Below are 17,908 nucleotides of genomic sequence, written 5' to 3' on the forward strand. Positions count from 1 at the left end.
ACCATTGGTGCATGTTCACACCTTCCGGTCGCAGAGCGTACGCGGTCGAAGGCCCCGAACCCACCGAAACCAGCGAGGATTCCGCTGCGGAACGCCACCGTCGACAATCGGTGTCCACCGATCGCCCGCGTGCAGCGACATCCCGGGTGTTCTGAGCTCACCTGTTGGACGCGCAGCCGGCCCGGTGCGATGCGCGTCTGGACGAAGCCGCCCAGTTTTCGCGTCGGCCGGGTCCGACCGCCACCCCGTTCTCCACCGCTTCCCACGGGTGGCGACGCAGCTCAGGGAGCCGCCGGGCCCGGAGGCCGGCAGGCGAAGGCAGGCGACGACAGGCGACGACAGGCGCGGGTGGTAGCGGACCAGAACAGCCGCGAGCGAGAGCTTTCGGCGGCGTCCGCGCGTAGTTATCCACAAGCTGATGCATCTGGACGCGATGAGCAGTGGGATCTCTGATACACACGTGAGGAGAGACATCCGCCCTCAGTAGGAGGACTTTGATGAACGACCGCTTCCTTCAACTGAGCGATGTGGCGGACATCCTCAACATCTCGTCCAGCCAGACCTACGCCCTCGTCCGCTCGGGCGAGCTCCCCGCCATCAAGATCGGCGGTCGGGGGCAGTGGCGGGTGGAACGCTCGGAGCTGGAGGCGTACATCCAGCGTGCCTACGAGCAGACCAGGGCCTTCGTCGCGGCCAATCCCATGACCCGCAACGAGGCCGTGCCGGAGGACTGAGACCGCCGCCGAGCCGCTCACCGGACCGGTCAGGGGACGCGGCGCACGTAGGCGATCGCGTCGAGCGGCATCGTCCACCCCGACCGGACCCGCCCTCGGCGGGCGAACTCGCCCACCGCGTGCTCGGCGACCTCCAGGAAGTCCGCCCCCACCCGGACCGGCGTCCCGTGCAGGCTCGTCCCGTCCACGAACAGCAGCGTGCACACGGAGCGGTCCCGCACGAGCCCACGCAGCACGTACCGCAGGTCCAGCTTCGCGGCCAGCGGCCCCTCGTGCCCCGGCTGGGCGGAGACGACCGGCAGGTTCTCGACCGCGAGCAGCGAGCGCATCGGCACCAGCACCTCCGTTGCGCCGGGCTCCGCGAGCAGGAACCAGTCCACCCCCAGCGCGGACAGCGTGCCGTGCAGCGTCTCCGGCGCCCGCTGCCCGCCCAGCACCCGGCAGCGCGCCGGGTGTCCCACGACCGGCCGCAGGCGATCGATCAGCCGCAGGTAGGCGGCCTCCCGGCGGCTGCGGTCGGCGAGCTCGGCGGCGAGCTCGGCGGCCTCGTTCGCCTCCCACTGCAGCTCGAGGTCCGCGAACAGGTCCTCCCAACGCATCGGGTCTCCTCCCGTACGGGTACGTTCCGCTGCACACCGGGCGACTCGATCCCTCACGCACGACGCAAGCGGGATTGACAGTGGGACGCCAGAGGTTTACACAAACAAACATAGGCAAACGAAGTCGTTCGATGACATCCGGCAGACAGGAGCAGCGACGATGATCGCGGGAGCGGCTCGGCGGACGCTGGCGCTGTTCGCCGGAGCGGCCGCAGCCGCGGGCACGGCGATCATATTGATCGTCTTCGGCCCCCGGCTGGCGGACCTGCCGGCCGGCGTCGGCGACGTGCCGGACTGGTTCACCGCGGCGCCCGAGCAGGCCTTCGTCACGGTCGTCGGCGCGGTGGCGTGGCTGTGCCTGCTCTGGCTGTGCCTGGGCGTCCTGCTCGGCGTGGCCGCCGCCATCCCCGGCGGCGTCGGCCGGCTCAGCGCGGCGCTGGCCCGGCTGATCCTGCCCCGCGCGATGCGCCGAATGATCGAACTCGGTCTCGGCGTCACCCTGGTCGCCGGGGTCGCGCCGGTGATGGCGGCGATGCCCGCCGCGGCCGCCGGCAGCCATCCGGGGACCGCGATCGGCGTCACGGCGCCGGCGACGTTCCCCGATCTCGGCCGCCCGGCGACGGTCGATCTCGGCGACGCGGCGGCGCCGGCCTCGGGTCACGCGACCGGCCTGCCGTCCCTCGACCGCCCGGCCGCGACGGTGCCCGGCGCGGCGACCCCGACCGGCGCGGCCGGCGCTCGCTCCGCCGCACCCGGACCCCGGGTGCAGGGCGTGACCTACTACGGCGAGGCGGCCCGTCCGGCGCCGGCCTCACCCGGCGCGGCCGGGCTGCCCGACCTCGATCGCCCGGCCCCGGCCACGCCCCGGCTACCCGACCTCGGCCGGCCGGCCTCCGCCACCCCGGGCGCCACCGCGGACACGGGCGCCAGCCCGACTATCTCCGTGCCGGGCCTGGGCGAGGCCATCCCCGTCGTCGACCTGCACGCGACCGCACCGGCGTCGACCTCGTCGACGCCGCCCCACTCTCCGGACGCCGCCCAGAGCGGCGCTCCGGCGGCCCCTGACCCCGGCCCCCCCGTCCGGCTCACCGCGGCACGCACGTCGATGAGCTGGCCGGATCTCGAGCGCCCGGCCACCGATCCGCCGCGCACCGCGGCGCCGTCGACGGCACCGACCGGCCCGGCCCCCGCCGGCGGTGCCTCGACGGCGCCCGCGCCACAACCCGCGTCCTCGGCGCCGGCACGCGACCCGCTTGTCCCGTCCTCGCACCGCGGCACCGGCGTTCCGGCCAGCCCGTCGGGCACCGGCCAGTCGGCCCGCGCCGGCGAGGCCGAGGAGGTCGTCGTCCTGCGCGGGGACAACCTGTGGACGATCGCCGCCCGGCATCTCGGCCCCACCGCCACGCACGAGCAGATCGCGGCCGAATGGCCCCGCTGGTGGGCCGCGAACTCCGACGTGATCGGCCACGACCCGAACGTGATACTTCCCGGCCAACGCCTCAAACCGCCATCCGGGCCCTGACCCCGCCCGCCACCATCGGAGCCTGCCGTGACCGCCACCTGTGCCCTGACCCTGCCCCGGCGACCACACTCGGTCCCCGGCATGCGGCTGCTCCCCGTCGCCCCGAACGAACCGCCCTACGACGACGAGATCGAGCCCGCCACCGCAAGCGGCCGACCGGCCCACACCCGGATCCGACCCGCCCGGCGAGCCGCCGGCGCCGCCGGCGCCGCCGACCGGTCAGGCCGGCCCGCGGCCGCTCCCGGCGGGGGCGGCCATCGCCGCGGCTCCAGCGGAGGCCACGGCGGCGAACGTTCCGCCCCTCCCCCCGGCGGCCGGGCCCCCGACCGCCCGGGCACCCACCATCCCCACACCAACCACTCGGACACCGACCACCCCGATACCAAGCGCCCTGACACCGAGCACCCTGACACCAAGCGCCCGGGCGTCGACCGCCCGAACACCGAAGGCACCGGTACCAGCAGAACCCGCACCGACCGCACGGACAGAGACTTCCCCGACACGGCCGTGGATCGCCCGAGCGGCCCCCGCAGCGCCGAGGATTGGGCCGGCGGCGGCACCGTCGTCGTGGACCGCTCGCCCCGGCGGCTGACCGTGCCGGAGCAGGTGTTCACCGAGGCCGGCCCGACGCCGGGACCGGCCTCGAGCGATCTGCCCGCGACGGGACGCCGAGCGGCCCGCGGCCCGGCGGCCGGCCGGCCGGCCGCGCCCGCGCGGGAGGCCGCCGTGATCGTCGTCCGAGCCATCGTGGAGGCGCTCGGCGGCGTCCGTCCCGTGTCCCACCTCGCCGGTTGGACGACGCCCAGGCTTCAGAACGATCTCGAGCGCATCGCCGCGCAGCTCGGCGACCGCCGCCGCGGCCAGGTGCGTAGCGTGCGGGTGAGTGAGCCGCGGCCGGGCGTCGCCGAGGTGTCTGCGGTGATCAGCCGCGGCGCGCGGGCCGCAGCACTGGCGTTGCGGATGGAGGCCGCCGGCGGCCGGTGGCGAGTCACGACTCTGCAGGTCGGCTGACCGATCGGTGCTCCGGCGCCGGCTTCTCGGCCGTCGGGCAGCGGGGTTACCCGCCGTCCGACGGCCGGGAGCGAAGGTCGGGTCGCGCGTTCGCTACTCGGCCTCGGCGTTGCGCCGCGCGGGATCGCCGTGGCACCGCTTGTACTTGCGACCCGAGCCGCACGGGCAGGGGGCGTTGCGAGCGGGGCGGGCGCTCGCACCCGCCGCCGACCCGCCGGCGGGACCACGGGCGGCTCGGGCCGCACCGCCACCGACCGGTGACTCGGCGCCCGAGTCCAGGGTGGTGACCGGTCCGACGCCGCCGTCGACCGACGGCGCTGTGTAGCGAAGCCCGCCGGTCGGGCGGCGCGGCTCGAGGCCCTTGACGAAGACCGGCGGCGCGGCAGGCGGCGCCGGCGCGGCCGGAACCTCCGGCGGAGTCCGGCGCGCGGCCGCCCGGTCGTCCTCGGCGGCGTCCGGCAGGGCCACGGGCGCAACCGCGGCGGGCAGGGCGGCGGCTCCCGCGGGGGCCGCCGGAGCGACGGTGACGCTCTCCGCAGGCGCCGCCTCGGTCTCCTGGCCGGCGATCTGGACCTCGACGTTGAACAGGAGGCGGACCGACTCCTCCTTGATGCCCTCCATCATCGTCTGGAACATGTCGAAACCCTCGCGCTGGTATTCGACCAGCGGGTCGCGCTGTCCCATCGCCCGCAGGCCGATGCCCTCCTGCAGGTAGTCCATCTCGTACAGGTGCTCGCGCCACTTGCGGTCCAGCACGGCGAGGACGACCCGCCGCTCCAGCTCGCGCATGATCGGCTCATCGTCGGCGCCTTCACCGAGGTCGAGTTCGCGCCGGTCGTACGCCTCCTGCGCGTCGGCCTGGACATCCTCCAGCAGGTGATCGGGGGTGAGCCCGTCGCGATCGTCGGTGTCCGGTGCCTCAACTCCGACCGGGTAGAGCTGGCCGAGCGCGGTCCACAGGGTGTCGAGATCCCACTCCTCGGGGTAGCCGTCGGCGGTGGCACCGCGCACGTACCCCTCGACGGTGTCGTCGACGAAGTGCCGCACCTGCTCGTGCAGGTCGGCGCCGTCGAGGACCTTGCGGCGCTCCTCGTAGATGACGGTGCGCTGCTTGTTCATGACCTCGTCGTACTTGAGGACGTTCTTGCGGATCTCGAAGTTCTGGCCCTCGACCTGGGTCTGGGCCGACCGGATCGCCCGCGTCACGATCTTCGACTCGATCGGGACGTCCTCGGGGATGTTGAGGCGATCCATGATCCCCTCGACGGCGGCCGCGTTGAACAGCCGCATGAGGTCGTCGCCGAGGGAGAGGTAGAAGCGGGACTCGCCGTGGTCGCCCTGCCGGCCGGCGCGGCCGCGTAGCTGGTTGTCGATGCGCCGGGACTCGTGCCGCTCGGTGCCGAGCACGTACAGGCCGCCCGCCTCGACGACGTCCTCGTGCTCGGTCTTCACCGACTGGCGGGCCTTTTCCAGCGCCTCCTGCCAGGCCGCCTCGTAGTCCTCGGGGGTCTCGATGGGCGACAGCCCGCGCTGGCGCAGCTCGGCCTGGGCGATGAACTCCGGGTTCCCGCCGAGCATGATGTCGGTACCGCGGCCGGCCATGTTCGTCGCCACCGTGACGGCGCCCTTGCGGCCCGCCTCGGCGATGATGGTCGCCTCCCGCTCATGGTGCTTGGCGTTGAGGACCTCGTGCGGCACGCCCCGCTTGGTGAGCTGCTTGGACAGGTACTCGGACTTCTCCACGCTCGTGGTGCCGACCAGGACCGGCTGGCCCTTCTCGTGCCGCTCGGCGATGTCCTCGACCACGGCGTCGAACTTCGCGATCTCGGTCTTGTAGACGACGTCCGGCTGGTCGTTACGGATCATCGGCTTGTTCGTCGGGATCGGCACCACGCCGAGGGAGTAGATCTGGTGGAACTCGGCCGCCTCGGTCATGGCGGTACCGGTCATTCCGGAAAGCTTGTCGTAGAGCCGGAAGTAGTTCTGCAGGGTGATCGTCGCGAGGGTCTGGTTCTCCTGCTTGATCTCGACCTTTTCCTTGGCCTCGATCGCCTGGTGCATTCCCTCGCTGTAGCGCCGGCCGTGCAGCACCCGGCCGGTGAACTCGTCGACGATGAGGACCTCGCCGTCGGTGACGATGTAGTCCTTGTCCCGCTTGTAGAGCTCCTTGGCCTTCAGCGAGTTGTTCAGGTAGCCCACGAGCGGCGTGTTCACCGACTCGTAGAGATTCTCGATGCCGAGCTGGTCCTCGACCTTCTCGACGCCGGACTCGGTGATGGCCACCGTCCGCTTGCCCTCTTCGACCTCGTAGTCGACGTCGCGCTCCAGCAGGGGGGCGATCCGGGCGAACTCCGTGTACCAGCGGGTCGGATGGTCCGCCGGGCCACTGATGATCAGCGGCGTGCGCGCCTCGTCGATGAGGATCGAGTCGACCTCGTCGACCACCGCGAAGTTGTGGCCGCGCTGGACCAGCTCGTCCGCGCTCCAGGCCATGTTGTCGCGCAGATAGTCGAATCCGAACTCGTTGTTCGTGCCGTAGGTGATGTCGCAGGCGTACTGCGCGCGACGAACCGGGGGCGGCATCTGCGGGTGGATCACCCCGACGGTGAGGCCGAGGAAACGGTGGACGCGTCCCATGTTCTCGGCGTCACGCTGGGCGAGGTAGTCGTTGACCGTCACGATGTGCACGCCCTTGCCGGCCAGGGCGTTCAGGTAGGCGGGCAGGGTGGAGACCAGCGTCTTGCCCTCACCGGTCTTCATCTCGGCGATGTTGCCGAGATGAAGCGCCGCGCCGCCCATGATCTGCACGTCGAAGTGCCGCTGGCCGAGCGTGCGCCGGGCCGCCTCGCGGACGGCGGCGAATGCCTCGGGCAGCAGGTCGTCGAGGGACTCCTTGCCCTCCGCGACGCGCTGGCGGAACTCGTCGGTCATGCCGCGCAGCTCGCCGTCGGACAGCCCGGTGAAGTCGTCCTCGATCAGGTTCACCTGCTCGGCGATCGCCTTGAGCTTGCGCAGAATCCGGCCCTCGCCGGCACGCAAGATCTTGTCTAGAACCACGGGCGAAACTCCTCCGGCAGGCATGTCGGCGAGGCACCGACCACACGATGCTAGCCCCTGGACCGTCCCCCACAACATCCATCGGGACGCGGTTCCTCCGGCCGCGGTCGGCGACGGGCTGCGGGTGCGGGGACGATGCGCCGACGCTCCGGGGCGGGGATTGCGCGGGCACAAACGACCAGGACAACATGGGCGACGGCGCGGGTACGCGCGATCCGTCACCCGCTCCAACGACCGGGGGCGCCGCGGGGTGCCCGGCCGGGCGGACGACGGCACCGGTGCGACCGCGATCCGGTCGGAAACGAGGGCGCGCGGTGCGGCGGTGAGCCGGTAGAAGAAGAGCCATGCCGTCCCTCGAACCGGTGGAGATCACCGCCGGCCGCCTCCATCTGCGCCCCTGGCGCCCCTACGACGTCGACGCCGTCCACGAGGCCTGCCAGGATCCGGAGATCCCCCGCTGGACCAGGGTGCCCTCCCCCTACGAACGCCACCATGCGGAGAACTACGTGACCCGACAGACCCCCCGCGCCTGGGCGGAGGGGACAGCGGCACAGTTCGCGGTGGTCGACGCGACGACCGAGCAGCTACTGGCCTCGGTCGGGCTGCTCTCGATCACCGCCCAGGGCGACGCCGCGATCGGCTACTGGTGCGCGGCGCCGGCCCGCGGCCAGGATGTGACGTCGGAGGCGGTGGCGACCGTGGTCCGGTGGGGCTTCGGGGCGCTCGGACTGGCCCGGATCGCCTGGCGGGCCGAAGTGGGCAACGTCGCCTCCCGCCGGGTGGCCGAGAAGACCGGGTTCACCCTGGAGGGGACCCTGCGACGGGCCCTGGTGCGCGGCGACGGGCGGCGGGTCGACTGCTGGGTGGGCTCGCGGCTCCCGGACGACCCGCCCCCGCCCGGGGACCCGCGGCGATGACTCAGGTGATTTCGAGAAGCTTCTCCCGGACCGCGTAGACCACCGCTTCCATCCTGGAATGCAACTGCAGCTTCTCCAGAATGTTGCGGATGTGGTTTTTCACGGTGTTCTCGCTGATGTAGAGCTGCTTGGCGATGTCGCGGTTGTTCATGCCCTTGGCGACGAGGCGAAGCACCTCCATCTCCCGGTCGGTGAGCCGGGGGGTGGGGAGCTGCGGCCGGTCGTCCTTGTTTTTGATCATCGCCGCGAACTCGCTGAGCAGCTTCGACGCCATCGACGGACTGATCAGACTCTGGCCGCCGTAGACGGCGCGAATGTCGGCCGCGACCTCGTCGATGGAGATCTCCTTGAGCAGGTAGCCCATGGCCCCCGCCTTGATCGCGTCGTAGAGGTCGGCCTCCTCGTCGCTGATCGTCAACATGACGATCTTTGCGCTCGGCACCGCCTCCTTGATGGCGCTCGTGGCGTCGATCCCGCCGCGGCGCGGCATCCGCACGTCCATGAGCACGATGTCGGGAGCCATCTCCTTCGCCATCGTCACGGCCTCGGACCCGTCCGCGGCCTCCCCGACGACCTCGATGTCGACCTCCTGGCCCAGCACCATCTCCAGCCCGCGCCGGAACAGTGCATGGTCGTCGACGATGAGCACCCGGATGGGGTTCGCCTCCGATGGCGTCGGCAGCACCTCCTCAGAGCGCTGCTCCTCCACCGTCATCTGACCTCCTTAGGACCGCTTTCACCCCGGTCACGCCACCCCGCGCGCCTGCGCGCGGGGTGGCGTGCCGTGCACTCCGACACCCGAGGCAAATGGTCCCACGTCAGCCGGTGGGCGTGACCTGCAGATCGTCTAAAGAGCGGCGGAGCTCGCGAACGCGCCGCGATCCGGCGCGGATCGGTCCACGTCACGGTGTGCGTCCAGCGATGCGGCGGCCGCCGCCCCGGCCGGACCCGAGAGCCTGATCACGCCGTAGTCGTAGCCGACGCGACGGTAGACCACACTGGGCAGGCCGAGGTCGACGTCCAGGAACAGGTAGAAGTCGTGGCCGACCAGCTCCATGTTGGACAGGGCGTCCTCGAGCGTCATCGGGTCGGCCTCGTGCGTCTTCTCCCGCACGACCAGCGGGTCCTGCTCCGACGCCTCGCCCTGGCCGGCCGGGCCGCGGGCCGCGGTGAGCGCGTCGGCGGGAGCGGCGACGACCGGGCGTGCCGAGTTTCCGCCGGACGGTGCCTCCTCGGCGGCGGGACGCAGGTCGGCCGGTCGGGTGCCCTCCAGCGGCATCAGGCTCTCCAGCGGCACGGAGGTGATGCCGGACTGCTTGGCACCGGCGTGGTTGGCGTGGTGACGAACCCGCCGATCGGCGGCCCGGCGCAGGCGCTCGGCGAGCTTGGCGGTGGCCAGGTCGAGGGCGGCATAGCAGTCGGCGGCGGCGGCCTCGGCCCGGATCACCGGGCCCCGCGAGTACACGGTGAGCTCAACCCGGTCGCAGACGTCGGACAGCCGAGGATTGTGTTCCCTAGACAGCTCGACGTCGACACTGATGATGTTGGAGTCCAGCCGCTCCAACTTGGCGAGCTTGGCCTCGACATGATTGCGGAACCGTTCCGGAACCGCGGTGTGCCTGCCCTTGACCACGATGTCCACGCGATCCACCTCCCGTTCGCCAATCCCGGCGACGCGACCTGCGCCAGCGGCCGGCCGTGCGCCGGTATGTTGTGGCGTCCCCCGGGATACGTCCGGCTTCGGGCCGAGACGATCCACGGACGCCCTGTCCACGGTTGTCGCACCTTCCCGTCGTGCCGTTTGCGGTCGGTCGCCCGCGTTCGCCTCCTTCCCCGCTGCGGCGGGGCTACTCCGCCCGTCAGCCCAGCATCCGCACGACGCGTGCGCTACGCCCGGCAGGCCTCAGGGCCCGCCGCCGCCCGTTCGTTCGCCCCTTGCGGGCAGACACGGACGGTGCGTACCGGCAGTTTCACCCCGGCGGGCCGTGGATCGCGGGTAGGGCGACTCTTCCGCGCGTCGGATCGGTGACGGCGACCACGGCGACGGCAGTGGTCCGCACGGACGCGGCCCGCAGCGCCCGCACCGCCTCCCCCACTGTCGCCCCCGTCGTCAGCACGTCGTCGACGACGATGACCCGCGCGCCTGCCGGCAACGCCGCACGCCGCGCCGCGCGCGCCGGATTCGCCAGCTCGAAGGCGCCGGCGAGGTTCGCCGCCCGTGCCGCGGCGCCCAGCCCGGCCTGATCGGCGAGCCGGCGCACCGGCCGCAGCACGGGCGCGACGCGCACCCGGTGACCGTGCCGGCGCAGCACGGTGGCCGCCGCGGAGCACAGCAGTGCCAGGTGATCGAAGCCGCGCCGACGACGCGCCGCCGCGGTCGAGGGCACCGGCACGAGTACGCACGCGGGCGCGGGGACCGGCGGGACGGACGTCCCGGTGGGCGCGCCCGGGGCGACGGGCAAGGCCCGCGCGATCGCGCGGGCCAGCGCGGCACCCAGCGGCCGGGCGGCGTCCACCCGGCCGCGCTCCTTGTAGGCCAGCAGAAGCGACCGGACCCGGCCGCCGTAGCGAGCCGCCGCCAGGCACGGCGGCAGCCCTCGCCGCCGCGGGGTGGCCATGGGGCCCGCGGCGGCGAGGAAGGCTGGACCGCGCAGCTCCGCAGCGCACGCCGGGCACACCGACACCCCCCGATCGCCGCAGCCGGCGCACGACAGCGGCACGATCAGGTCGGCGAGGATCGCCAGGTTCCGGATGAGCAGGGGGAGCAAGGCACGGGCCATAGGAGGAAGGATCACCGTCCACCGACGCGTTCGCCAGCCCCCGCGGACGATCTGTGGACAACGCACCCCGCGAACTCCGGCCGGCTGTGGACACGCACGGACACGTGTGGGGGCCGGGCCTTACTCCCTCCCCGCGTGACCGGAGGAAGTAAGGCCCTGAACGACGCTGCAAGGAGCCGGCATGGAGGTGGTGGGCCGACCACGGCGCTGGCGCTGGCGATGGCGATGGCGCGCGAGCACGAGCCGGTCGCGCGGGAGCCGGTCGTGCGCAGGGAGCGGGCCGGTGGCGTAGGCCCCGGGTCAGGGGAAGCGGATCGAGGGGAGGTCGTCGCACGGCGGCCGGGCGCCGTCTGAGACGATCGATGCCGGGCGGATCATCTCCGTGCAGCGGACCGTGCGGGTACAGCCGACCGGGAGCACGTCCGGGCGGGCGATCCCGGCCACGACCGGCGATATCCGCGCGCCGGCCTCGGCACACCCCCGTCCCAGGGCACAGAATCCTGACAACAGGGGAACAGCCCCGCGCGGCGCCCCGCCGCCGGACAGATACCCCCGACCGCGAAGACCTGGAGCCACGTCGCCCCATGAGCAACCGTGAGACGTGAGCCACCGTGGGACGTGAGCACCTGTGGGACGTGAGCGACAGCAAGACCGTTGAAGAGCGCGAGACCGTCGAACGAGCACAGTCCGTCAAAAGACTGCAGCACCTCGAACGACCGCAGCACCTCGAACGACCGCAGCACCTCTGACGGCAGGACCGATGAGCGGCGCCCGGCCCACGAGCGACGCCGAACGACGAGTGGAGACACACCGATGACCGACGGACCCGGCTGGGCCGCGCCCGGCACATCGTCGCCTCCGGGTGACGGTTCCGCCGGGCCGTCGTGGGGCGCGCCGCTACCCCATGACGGGTGGGGGCGTCCCGACCAACCCGCCGGTCAGCCGCCGGTGCCCGTCGGCGCGCCCCCGCCGGGCGGACCGCCCGGATGGCACGGGCCTGCGCAGGGCGGCCCGCCCGGATGGCACGGACCTCCCCAGGGCGGCCCGCCCGGGCGCTATGGGCCCCCACCCGGACCGCCCGGTCCGCCGGGGCCGTGGCGCTGGGGCGCGGCGGCACCGAAGCCGGGGATCATCCCACTGCGTCCGCTCGCCCTCGGCGAGATCCTGGACGGCACCTTCGCCACGATCCGGGCGAATCCGGGTGCGACAATCGGGGTCACCGTCGCGTCCGCGACCGTCGTCGAGACGATCTCCACGGTTGTGGCGATCACGACGGAGAACGCCTCGACCGCGGTGTCGGCGCTGGGCATCCTCGCGTCCTTCGCGCTCGACCTCGTCCTCGGGCTGTTCCTGTCCGGCGTGCTCAGCGTGGTCGTGAGCGAGGCGACGCTGGGTAGTCGCATCGGGCCGACCGAGGCCGTCCGACGGGTCGCCCCACGCCTCGGCGGCCTGTTCGCCCTCACGATCGTCGTCACGGTGGCGGTGGCACTCGGGCTGGTCGCCCTGCTGGTCGGCGCGGTCGTCGTAGGTGTCTATCTGGGGCTGGCGACGCCCGCGTACATCCTCGAGGGCGGCGGCATCCGCCATGCCCTGCGCCGCTCGGTGACGATCGTGCGCGGCTCCTGGTGGCGCAGCCTCGGCATCCTGGTTCTCTCGACGCTCGTCGCGTTCATGCTCAGCGCGGTCCTCACCATCGTCACCGCGGTCATCCTGGGGTCGTCGGACGTGTTCGGCGACTTCCTGGGCGGCGATCTCACGGTCACCGGCCACATCGTCCAGGGGATCGGCGAGCTGCTGGCCACGACGATCTCCACGCCGATCGTCTCCGGAACCGTCGTGCTGCTGTACATCGACCTTCGGATCCGGCGGGAAGGGTTGGACGTCACCCTCGCCGAGGCCGCCCGGGCCCGCGCGGCCGGAGTGGGGACGCCCGGATGACGCTGGGCGGTCCGGCCACCCGCGATGGCGCCCGGGAGGAGGCGCGCCGCGAGCTGTCGGACGGCATCTACGGCAACAGCCGGCCGCATTGGTGGAACCGGCTGCTGAGCTGGATCGGCGACCGGATCGCGGACCTGTTCGACTGGATCCTCCCGCACAGCGGGTCGGGCGGCGGCTCACCCGGTCTCGGGGTCCTCGCGCTGGTGGTGGTGCTCGTCGTCGGGGCGGTCGCGCTGCGGTGGTGGCTGGGTCCGGTCCGGCGGACCGTGCGGGCCCGGCAGGCGGCCGCGGACGACCTGTCCAGCCCGCTGACCGCCGCGCAGTTGCGGGCCGAGGCCGACCGGCACGCAGCCGGCGAGGAGTACGCCCGGGCGGTGCGCTCCCGGCTGCGAGCGATCGTGCGGATGCTCGAGGAAAAGGGCATGCTCGATCCACGCCCCGGACGCACAGCCGGGGAGCTCGTCGCCGAGGTCGCCCGGATCGCCCCGGCCGCCGACCTCGGGCCGGCCGACCCGCCCGCCACCGACCCCGGGCCGACTGCCCCCCGCTGGGACCCGGCCGGCGACGGCCCGGCCGGCGACGGGCGGGCTGCCCTGGCCGCCGCCGTGGAGGTCTTCAGCGAGATCTGGTACGGCGGCCGCCCGGCCACCGCCGCCGGCTACCAGGTGCTTGTCGACGCGGACACCGCGCTGTCGCGGCTGCGACGCGGGGCGGGCGGACGGGACAGCGCGGCGGGCAGTCTCGTGGTGCCGGCATGACGGCCAGCGGCACCCTGACACCGGGTGGCACCAGCCCGAGCGGCACCAGCCCGGGCAGCGCCTCGCCCAGCGCTGTGCGCAGCGGCCCCCGCCCGCCGTCGGTGCGCCGCGGGATCCTCGTGACAGCCGTCGTCGGCGCCATCGTGCTCGGCTTCCTCGTGATCACTGCCCTGGCCACCCGCCCGGCCGGACGGCCGGCGCTGGATGTGGCCTCGCCCGAGTCCGACGGAACCCGCGCCCTGGCCCAGATCCTGCGCGCCCGCGGCGTGGCGGTGTCCGCCGCGGACGCCGTGTCCGCGGGTTCGGCCGGCCGGCCGGACACTCTCGTCGTCGTCCGGCCCGGACGACTGACCCACGACGCGCTCACCGACCTGCTCGGCCGCGTCTGGCGGGGCTCCGACGTCGTGCTGGTGGCGCCAGGTGAGGCCGTACTCGACGCGCTCGACGTGGGCGTCGTCACGGCCGACCGGCAGCCGGCGGGCGGCGAGTCCGGCCCGCGGTGCGCGCTGCCCGAGGCGGCGGTGGCGGGCAGCGTCACGATCGGCGCGGGCCGCGCCTTCACCCCCGCCGACGGCGCCGATCTCGGCGACATGCGTCCGACGCTCTGCTACGGCGACCCGCCCGACGCGGCCGAGATCGCGGTGCTCAACCCCGGCCGGACCGAAGCGGCGCCGGCGGCCGGGCGGCTGGTGCTGCTTGGCTCCGCGGACTTCCTCACCAACGGGGAGCTGGACCGTTCGGGTAACGCGTCGCTCGCGCTCGGCCTGCTCGCCCGGCATCCCACGCTGTCCTGGATCACCCCGGCCGCGGACGCCGCCGGCGGAGTCGGTACCCGCAGCGTCACCGAGCTGCTGCCCGCCGGGTTCCGGTGGGCGGGCCTGCAGGCCCTCGTCGTACTGGTGCTGCTGGCGCTGTGGCGGGGGCGGCGGCTGGGACCGCCGGTGCCCGAGCCGCTGCCCGTGATCGTGCGGGCCGCGGAGACCGTGGAGGGTCGCGGCCGCCTCTACGCCGCCGCGCACGCCCGCGACCGGGCGGCCGACGCGCTGCGGACCGGCACCCGGGTTCGGCTGGCGGAACGCACGGGGCTGCCCGTGCTGTCCGGACCGGGCGGGACACCCGGACCCGATCCCGTAGCCCTCGTGGCCTCCGTCAGCGAACGCACCGGGCGGTCACCCTCGGAAATCGGATCGCTCCTGTACGGTTCGGGCATGCCGCCGCAGACCACCGGCGCGCCCAGCCCACTCGGGCGGGCCCGGAACCGCTACCAGTCGCGTCGTCTCCCGCCGGACGCCGCCGCGCCGACAGCGACAGCGACAGCGGCGACGACGGCGACGACGGCGGGCCGCGGGCCCGGCGCCGGCGGCACCGGGCGGCCGGGTGAGCGGGACGCCGCACTGCTCGCGCTGGCCCGGGCCCTCGACGAACTCGACCGACAGATAGGTGGACGGTGACCTCCCCGAACATCGACGCGGAGCCGACCGCCGCGGGATCGGGCCGGCCCGCGGCGCCGACCCCGGACCCACCCGCCGGGTCCGGGCAGCCCGCGCAGGCCGCGCAGGCAACTCCCGGCAAGCACGCCAGCCCCGCAGCCGACATACCACCGGCCCGGGATGACGCGCAGCCCGACGAGACTCTCCGCCGGCCAGGCGCCGCATCGGGGCACCAGGTTCCGCCTGTCCCGCCATCCCCCTCTGCCCCGCCATCCCCGTCCGCTCCACTTGCCCCGCCGGTGCCGGTGGCCGCCCGGCCGGGCGGTTGGCCCGCGCCGCCCGACGCCGACGCCGCGCGCCGGGCGCTGATCGCGTTGCGCGGCGAGATCGCCAAGGCCGTGATCGGCCAGGACGCCGCCGTCAGCGGACTGGTAGTCGCCCTGCTCTGCCGCGGGCACGCGCTGCTCGAAGGCGTGCCGGGCGTGGCGAAGACCCTGCTCGTGCGCACCCTGGCGACCGCGCTGTCGCTGGACACCAAGCGGCTGCAGTTCACCCCGGATCTCATGCCGGGAGACGTCACCGGCTCGCTCGTCTACGACAACCGCAGCTCCGCGTTCACCTTCCGTGAGGGTCCGGTCTTCACGAACCTGCTGCTCGCCGACGAGATCAACCGGACACCACCGAAGACGCAGGCCGCCCTCCTGGAGGTGATGGAGGAGCGGCAGGTCAGCGTGGAGGGGACGCCCCGGCCGCTGCCCACCCCGTTTGCCGTCCTGGCGACCCAGAACCCCATCGAGCACGAGGGCACCTACCCGCTGCCCGAGGCGCAGCTCGACCGGTTCCTGGTGAAGGTGACGCTGCCGCTGCCGCCACGCGACGACGAGATCCGGGTGCTGGCCCACCACGCCGGCGGCTTCGACCCGACGGACCTGGCCGCGGCCGGAGTGCGGCCGGTCGCGGGCCCGGCGGATCTGGCCGCGGCGCGCGCGGCGGTGCTCGCCGTCGCGGTGCACCCGGAGGTGCTGGCCTACATCGTCGACCTTGCGCGGGCGACCCGGGTGGCACCGAGCGTGCAGCTCGGGGTGTCGCCGCGGGGGGCCACCGCGCTGCTGGCGACCACCCGGGCCTGGGCGTGGCTGTCGGGACGCGGCTACGCGACCCCCGACGATGTCAAGGCCCTGGCCCGGGCCACGCTGCGGCACCGGATCAGCCTGCGGCCCGAGGCCGAGCTCGACGGCGTCACCGCGGACGTGGTGCTGGAACAGGTGCTGGCCACCGTCCCGGTGCCCCGGTAGGTCCGGTGGCGATCACCGGGCGCGCCGTCGCGCTGGCCCTGTTCGGGGCGCTGGTCGTCCTGCTCTCCCCCGCGCCCGGCCCGACGATGCTGGTCGTCGACCTGGTGATCGTGGCGCTCGTCGGGGTCGACCTGACGCTGGCCGGCGGGATCCGCACGCTGGAGTTCACCCGGTCGGGACCGACGTCCGCCCGGCTGGGCCAGCCCGTCCCCCTCGTGCTCGGGATCGCCAACGACGGTGGCCGGCCCGTGCGGGCCCGGGTCCGCGACGCCTGGCCGCCGTCCGCGGGCGCCCGGCCACGGGAGCACCAGGTGGACGTCCCTGCCGGGGAACGGCGCTTCCTGGAGACGACGCTGTACCCGACCCGGCGCGGCGACCGGGAGCCGTTCCGGATCACGGTGCGATCCCTCGGTCCGCTCGGTCTCGCCGGCCGGCAGGGCCGCCACCAGAGCCCGTGGCGGGTTCGCGTGCTGCCGCCGTTCACGTCGCGCCGGCACCTGCCCGCGGCGCTGGCCCGGCTGCGGGAGGTCGAGGGCGAGGTCGCGATCCGCGGGGCGGGCGCCGGCTCGGAGTTCGACAGCCTGCGCGACTACGTGATCGGCGACGACGTCCGCCTGATCGACTGGCGGGGCACCGCCCGACGCGGAGCGGTGGTGGTTCGGACCTTCCGGCCGGAGCGGGACCGGCGGGTGGTCTGCGTGCTCGACACCGGGCGGACCTCCGCCGGGCGGGTCGGCGACGTCCCCAGGCTGGACCATGCGCTCGACGCCGCGCTGCTGCTCACCGCGGTCGCGCTGCGGGCCGGCGACCGGGTCGGTCTCGTCGCGCACGACAGCGCGCCCCGGGTGACGCTGCCCGGTTCGCACGACCACGGGTTCCTGGCCCGGATGACCGACGCCATGGCCCGGCTGGAACCGGCCATCGTCGAGGCGGACCACGCCGGGATGATCTCGACGGTGCTGCGGGAGACCTCGCGCCGCTCCCTGGTCGTGCTGTTCACCGAGCTGGCGCCGGCCGTGATCGAGGAGGGGCTGCTGCCGGCGCTGGGGACGTTGACCGCGCGGCACACCGTCCTGGTCGCGGCGCTGCGCGACCCTCGCGTCGATGAGCTCGCCGCGGGCCGCGAAGACGTCCGCGCCGTGTACGCCGCCGCGGCGGCCGAACAGACCCTGATGCGCCGCCGCGAGCTCACCGAGACGCTGCGCCGCCGCGGCGTCGAGGTCGTCGACGCGCCGCCCGCCGGCTACGCCGCGGCCGTCACCGACACGTACCTCACCCTGAAGTCGCTCGGTCGGCTTTGACTCACCCCAAGCCGCCGAGGGACCGGGGATCGGTCAGGGGCCGGCCGATTCCGAGCCAGCCGACCAGGTGATCAACGGGGGCCGTACCGCCGCGCACAGCGGCCGACCCCGGGCATCGGACAGGCCGACCCGGCCCACCAGCTCCCCGGCATGCACCGCCGCGGCGAGGACCGCCGGGTCGACCGCGTCGAGCATCAGCTTCGCCCGCCGGAACATGACGAACCGGCCGGCGTCGTCAACCGCGCCCCAGGAGAGATAGACGAAGCGCGCCGCGGGACGGCCCTGGATGTGGCGTCCGCGCAGGTCGAAACCGGTGGGGCCGGCCGTCGCGGTGCAGTCGATCGTCCACTCGGCCCGGGCGGCATCGCCGCGGTGCAGGCCCAGCAGGTCGTCCGATCGGCCGCGGGCCTGCACCGCGACATGAACGTTGGTGCGGGCGTGCGGGTCGCCGGGCGGGGCACACCGCGATCCCGGCAGGTCGACGCCCTCGATACGGATGCGCACCCGCCCATCATTTCCCCCCGGTCACCCACCGGGGCCCGGTGGCACCGGCACATCGCCGCGGC

The 17,908-nt window shown here is 73.8% G+C and carries 15 protein-coding genes; 9 read left to right on the forward strand and 6 right to left on the reverse strand.

Features of this window, described 5'->3' with window-relative positions:
- Positions 1-497: 497 nt before the first annotated feature.
- Complete coding sequence (locus AC5R91_RS14105; protein ID WP_495397603.1) at positions 498-734, forward strand: helix-turn-helix domain-containing protein; 237 nt, start codon at positions 498-500, stop codon at positions 732-734.
- A gap of 29 nt (positions 735-763) precedes the next feature.
- Here AC5R91_RS14105 and AC5R91_RS14110 read toward each other — a convergent pair whose 3' ends face one another.
- Positions 764-1,333, reverse strand: coding sequence for a hypothetical protein (locus tag AC5R91_RS14110; RefSeq protein WP_044884604.1), 570 nt, complete (start codon positions 1,331-1,333; stop codon positions 764-766).
- A 160-nt stretch (positions 1,334-1,493) separates the two neighbouring features.
- Between AC5R91_RS14110 and AC5R91_RS14115 the strand changes: the two genes are divergently transcribed.
- Together AC5R91_RS14115 and AC5R91_RS14120 are read left to right on the forward strand one after the other, a co-directional pair.
- Complete coding sequence (locus AC5R91_RS14115) at positions 1,494-2,855, forward strand: LysM peptidoglycan-binding domain-containing protein (RefSeq protein WP_495397604.1); 1,362 nt, start codon at positions 1,494-1,496, stop codon at positions 2,853-2,855.
- Positions 2,856-2,882: 27 nt separating this feature from the next.
- Positions 2,883-3,866, forward strand: a complete 984-nt coding sequence (locus tag AC5R91_RS14120; protein ID WP_495397605.1) for an Rv3235 family protein — start codon at positions 2,883-2,885, stop codon at positions 3,864-3,866.
- Positions 3,867-3,959: 93 nt separating this feature from the next.
- Here the strand turns inward: AC5R91_RS14120 and secA are convergent, their stop codons facing one another.
- Entirely contained in the window at positions 3,960-6,923 is a 2,964-nt protein-coding gene (gene secA / locus AC5R91_RS14125) for a preprotein translocase subunit SecA (protein WP_495397606.1), read from the reverse strand.
- 344 nt (positions 6,924-7,267) lie between these two features.
- On the opposite strand from secA, the gene AC5R91_RS14130 reads away from it, so the two are divergent.
- The gene (locus AC5R91_RS14130; RefSeq protein ID WP_495397607.1) at positions 7,268-7,840 is read left to right on the forward strand and encodes a GNAT family N-acetyltransferase; all 573 of its coding nucleotides are present in this window, start codon (positions 7,268-7,270) and stop codon (positions 7,838-7,840) included.
- A gap of 1 nt (position 7,841) precedes the next feature.
- Here AC5R91_RS14130 and AC5R91_RS14135 read toward each other — a convergent pair whose 3' ends face one another.
- From AC5R91_RS14135 to AC5R91_RS14145, 3 genes are all read right to left on the reverse strand, one after another.
- Positions 7,842-8,555, reverse strand: a complete 714-nt coding sequence (locus AC5R91_RS14135; RefSeq protein ID WP_009740324.1) for a response regulator — start codon at positions 8,553-8,555, stop codon at positions 7,842-7,844.
- Positions 8,556-8,687: 132 nt separating this feature from the next.
- Positions 8,688-9,482, reverse strand: coding sequence for a ribosome hibernation-promoting factor, HPF/YfiA family (gene hpf, locus AC5R91_RS14140; RefSeq protein ID WP_495397608.1), 795 nt, complete (start codon positions 9,480-9,482; stop codon positions 8,688-8,690).
- Between the two features lie 328 nt (positions 9,483-9,810).
- Positions 9,811-10,620, reverse strand: a complete 810-nt coding sequence (locus tag AC5R91_RS14145) for a ComF family protein (RefSeq protein ID WP_495397609.1) — start codon at positions 10,618-10,620, stop codon at positions 9,811-9,813.
- Between the two features lie 813 nt (positions 10,621-11,433).
- Here AC5R91_RS14145 and AC5R91_RS14150 point away from each other — a divergent pair.
- The 5 genes from AC5R91_RS14150 to AC5R91_RS14170 all read left to right on the forward strand — a co-directional run bounded on the left by AC5R91_RS14150 (position 11,434) and on the right by AC5R91_RS14170 (position 17,342).
- On the forward strand, positions 11,434-12,558 hold the full coding sequence (locus tag AC5R91_RS14150; protein WP_495397610.1) for a hypothetical protein: 1,125 nt from the start codon (positions 11,434-11,436) through the stop codon (positions 12,556-12,558).
- Positions 12,555-13,316 carry a DUF4129 domain-containing protein gene (locus AC5R91_RS14155; protein ID WP_495397611.1) on the forward strand — a complete coding sequence of 254 codons (762 nt, stop codon included), beginning with the start codon at positions 12,555-12,557 and terminating at the stop codon, positions 13,314-13,316. The genes AC5R91_RS14150 and AC5R91_RS14155 overlap by 4 nt, the downstream gene beginning before the upstream one ends.
- Complete coding sequence (locus tag AC5R91_RS14160) at positions 13,313-14,767, forward strand: DUF4350 domain-containing protein (protein WP_495397612.1); 1,455 nt, start codon at positions 13,313-13,315, stop codon at positions 14,765-14,767. The genes AC5R91_RS14155 and AC5R91_RS14160 overlap by 4 nt, the downstream gene beginning before the upstream one ends.
- A gap of 284 nt (positions 14,768-15,051) precedes the next feature.
- On the forward strand, positions 15,052-16,041 hold the full coding sequence (locus AC5R91_RS14165; RefSeq protein ID WP_495397962.1) for an AAA family ATPase: 990 nt from the start codon (positions 15,052-15,054) through the stop codon (positions 16,039-16,041).
- Positions 16,042-16,046: 5 nt separating this feature from the next.
- Entirely contained in the window at positions 16,047-17,342 is a 1,296-nt protein-coding gene (locus AC5R91_RS14170; RefSeq protein ID WP_495397613.1) for a DUF58 domain-containing protein, read from the forward strand.
- A gap of 33 nt (positions 17,343-17,375) precedes the next feature.
- Here the strand turns inward: AC5R91_RS14170 and AC5R91_RS14175 are convergent, their stop codons facing one another.
- Entirely contained in the window at positions 17,376-17,846 is a 471-nt protein-coding gene (locus AC5R91_RS14175) for a DUF5990 family protein (protein ID WP_495397614.1), read from the reverse strand.
- Positions 17,847-17,908: the final 62 nt, after the last annotated feature.

It is taken from the genome of Frankia sp. BMG5.60 (assembly GCF_059428125.1).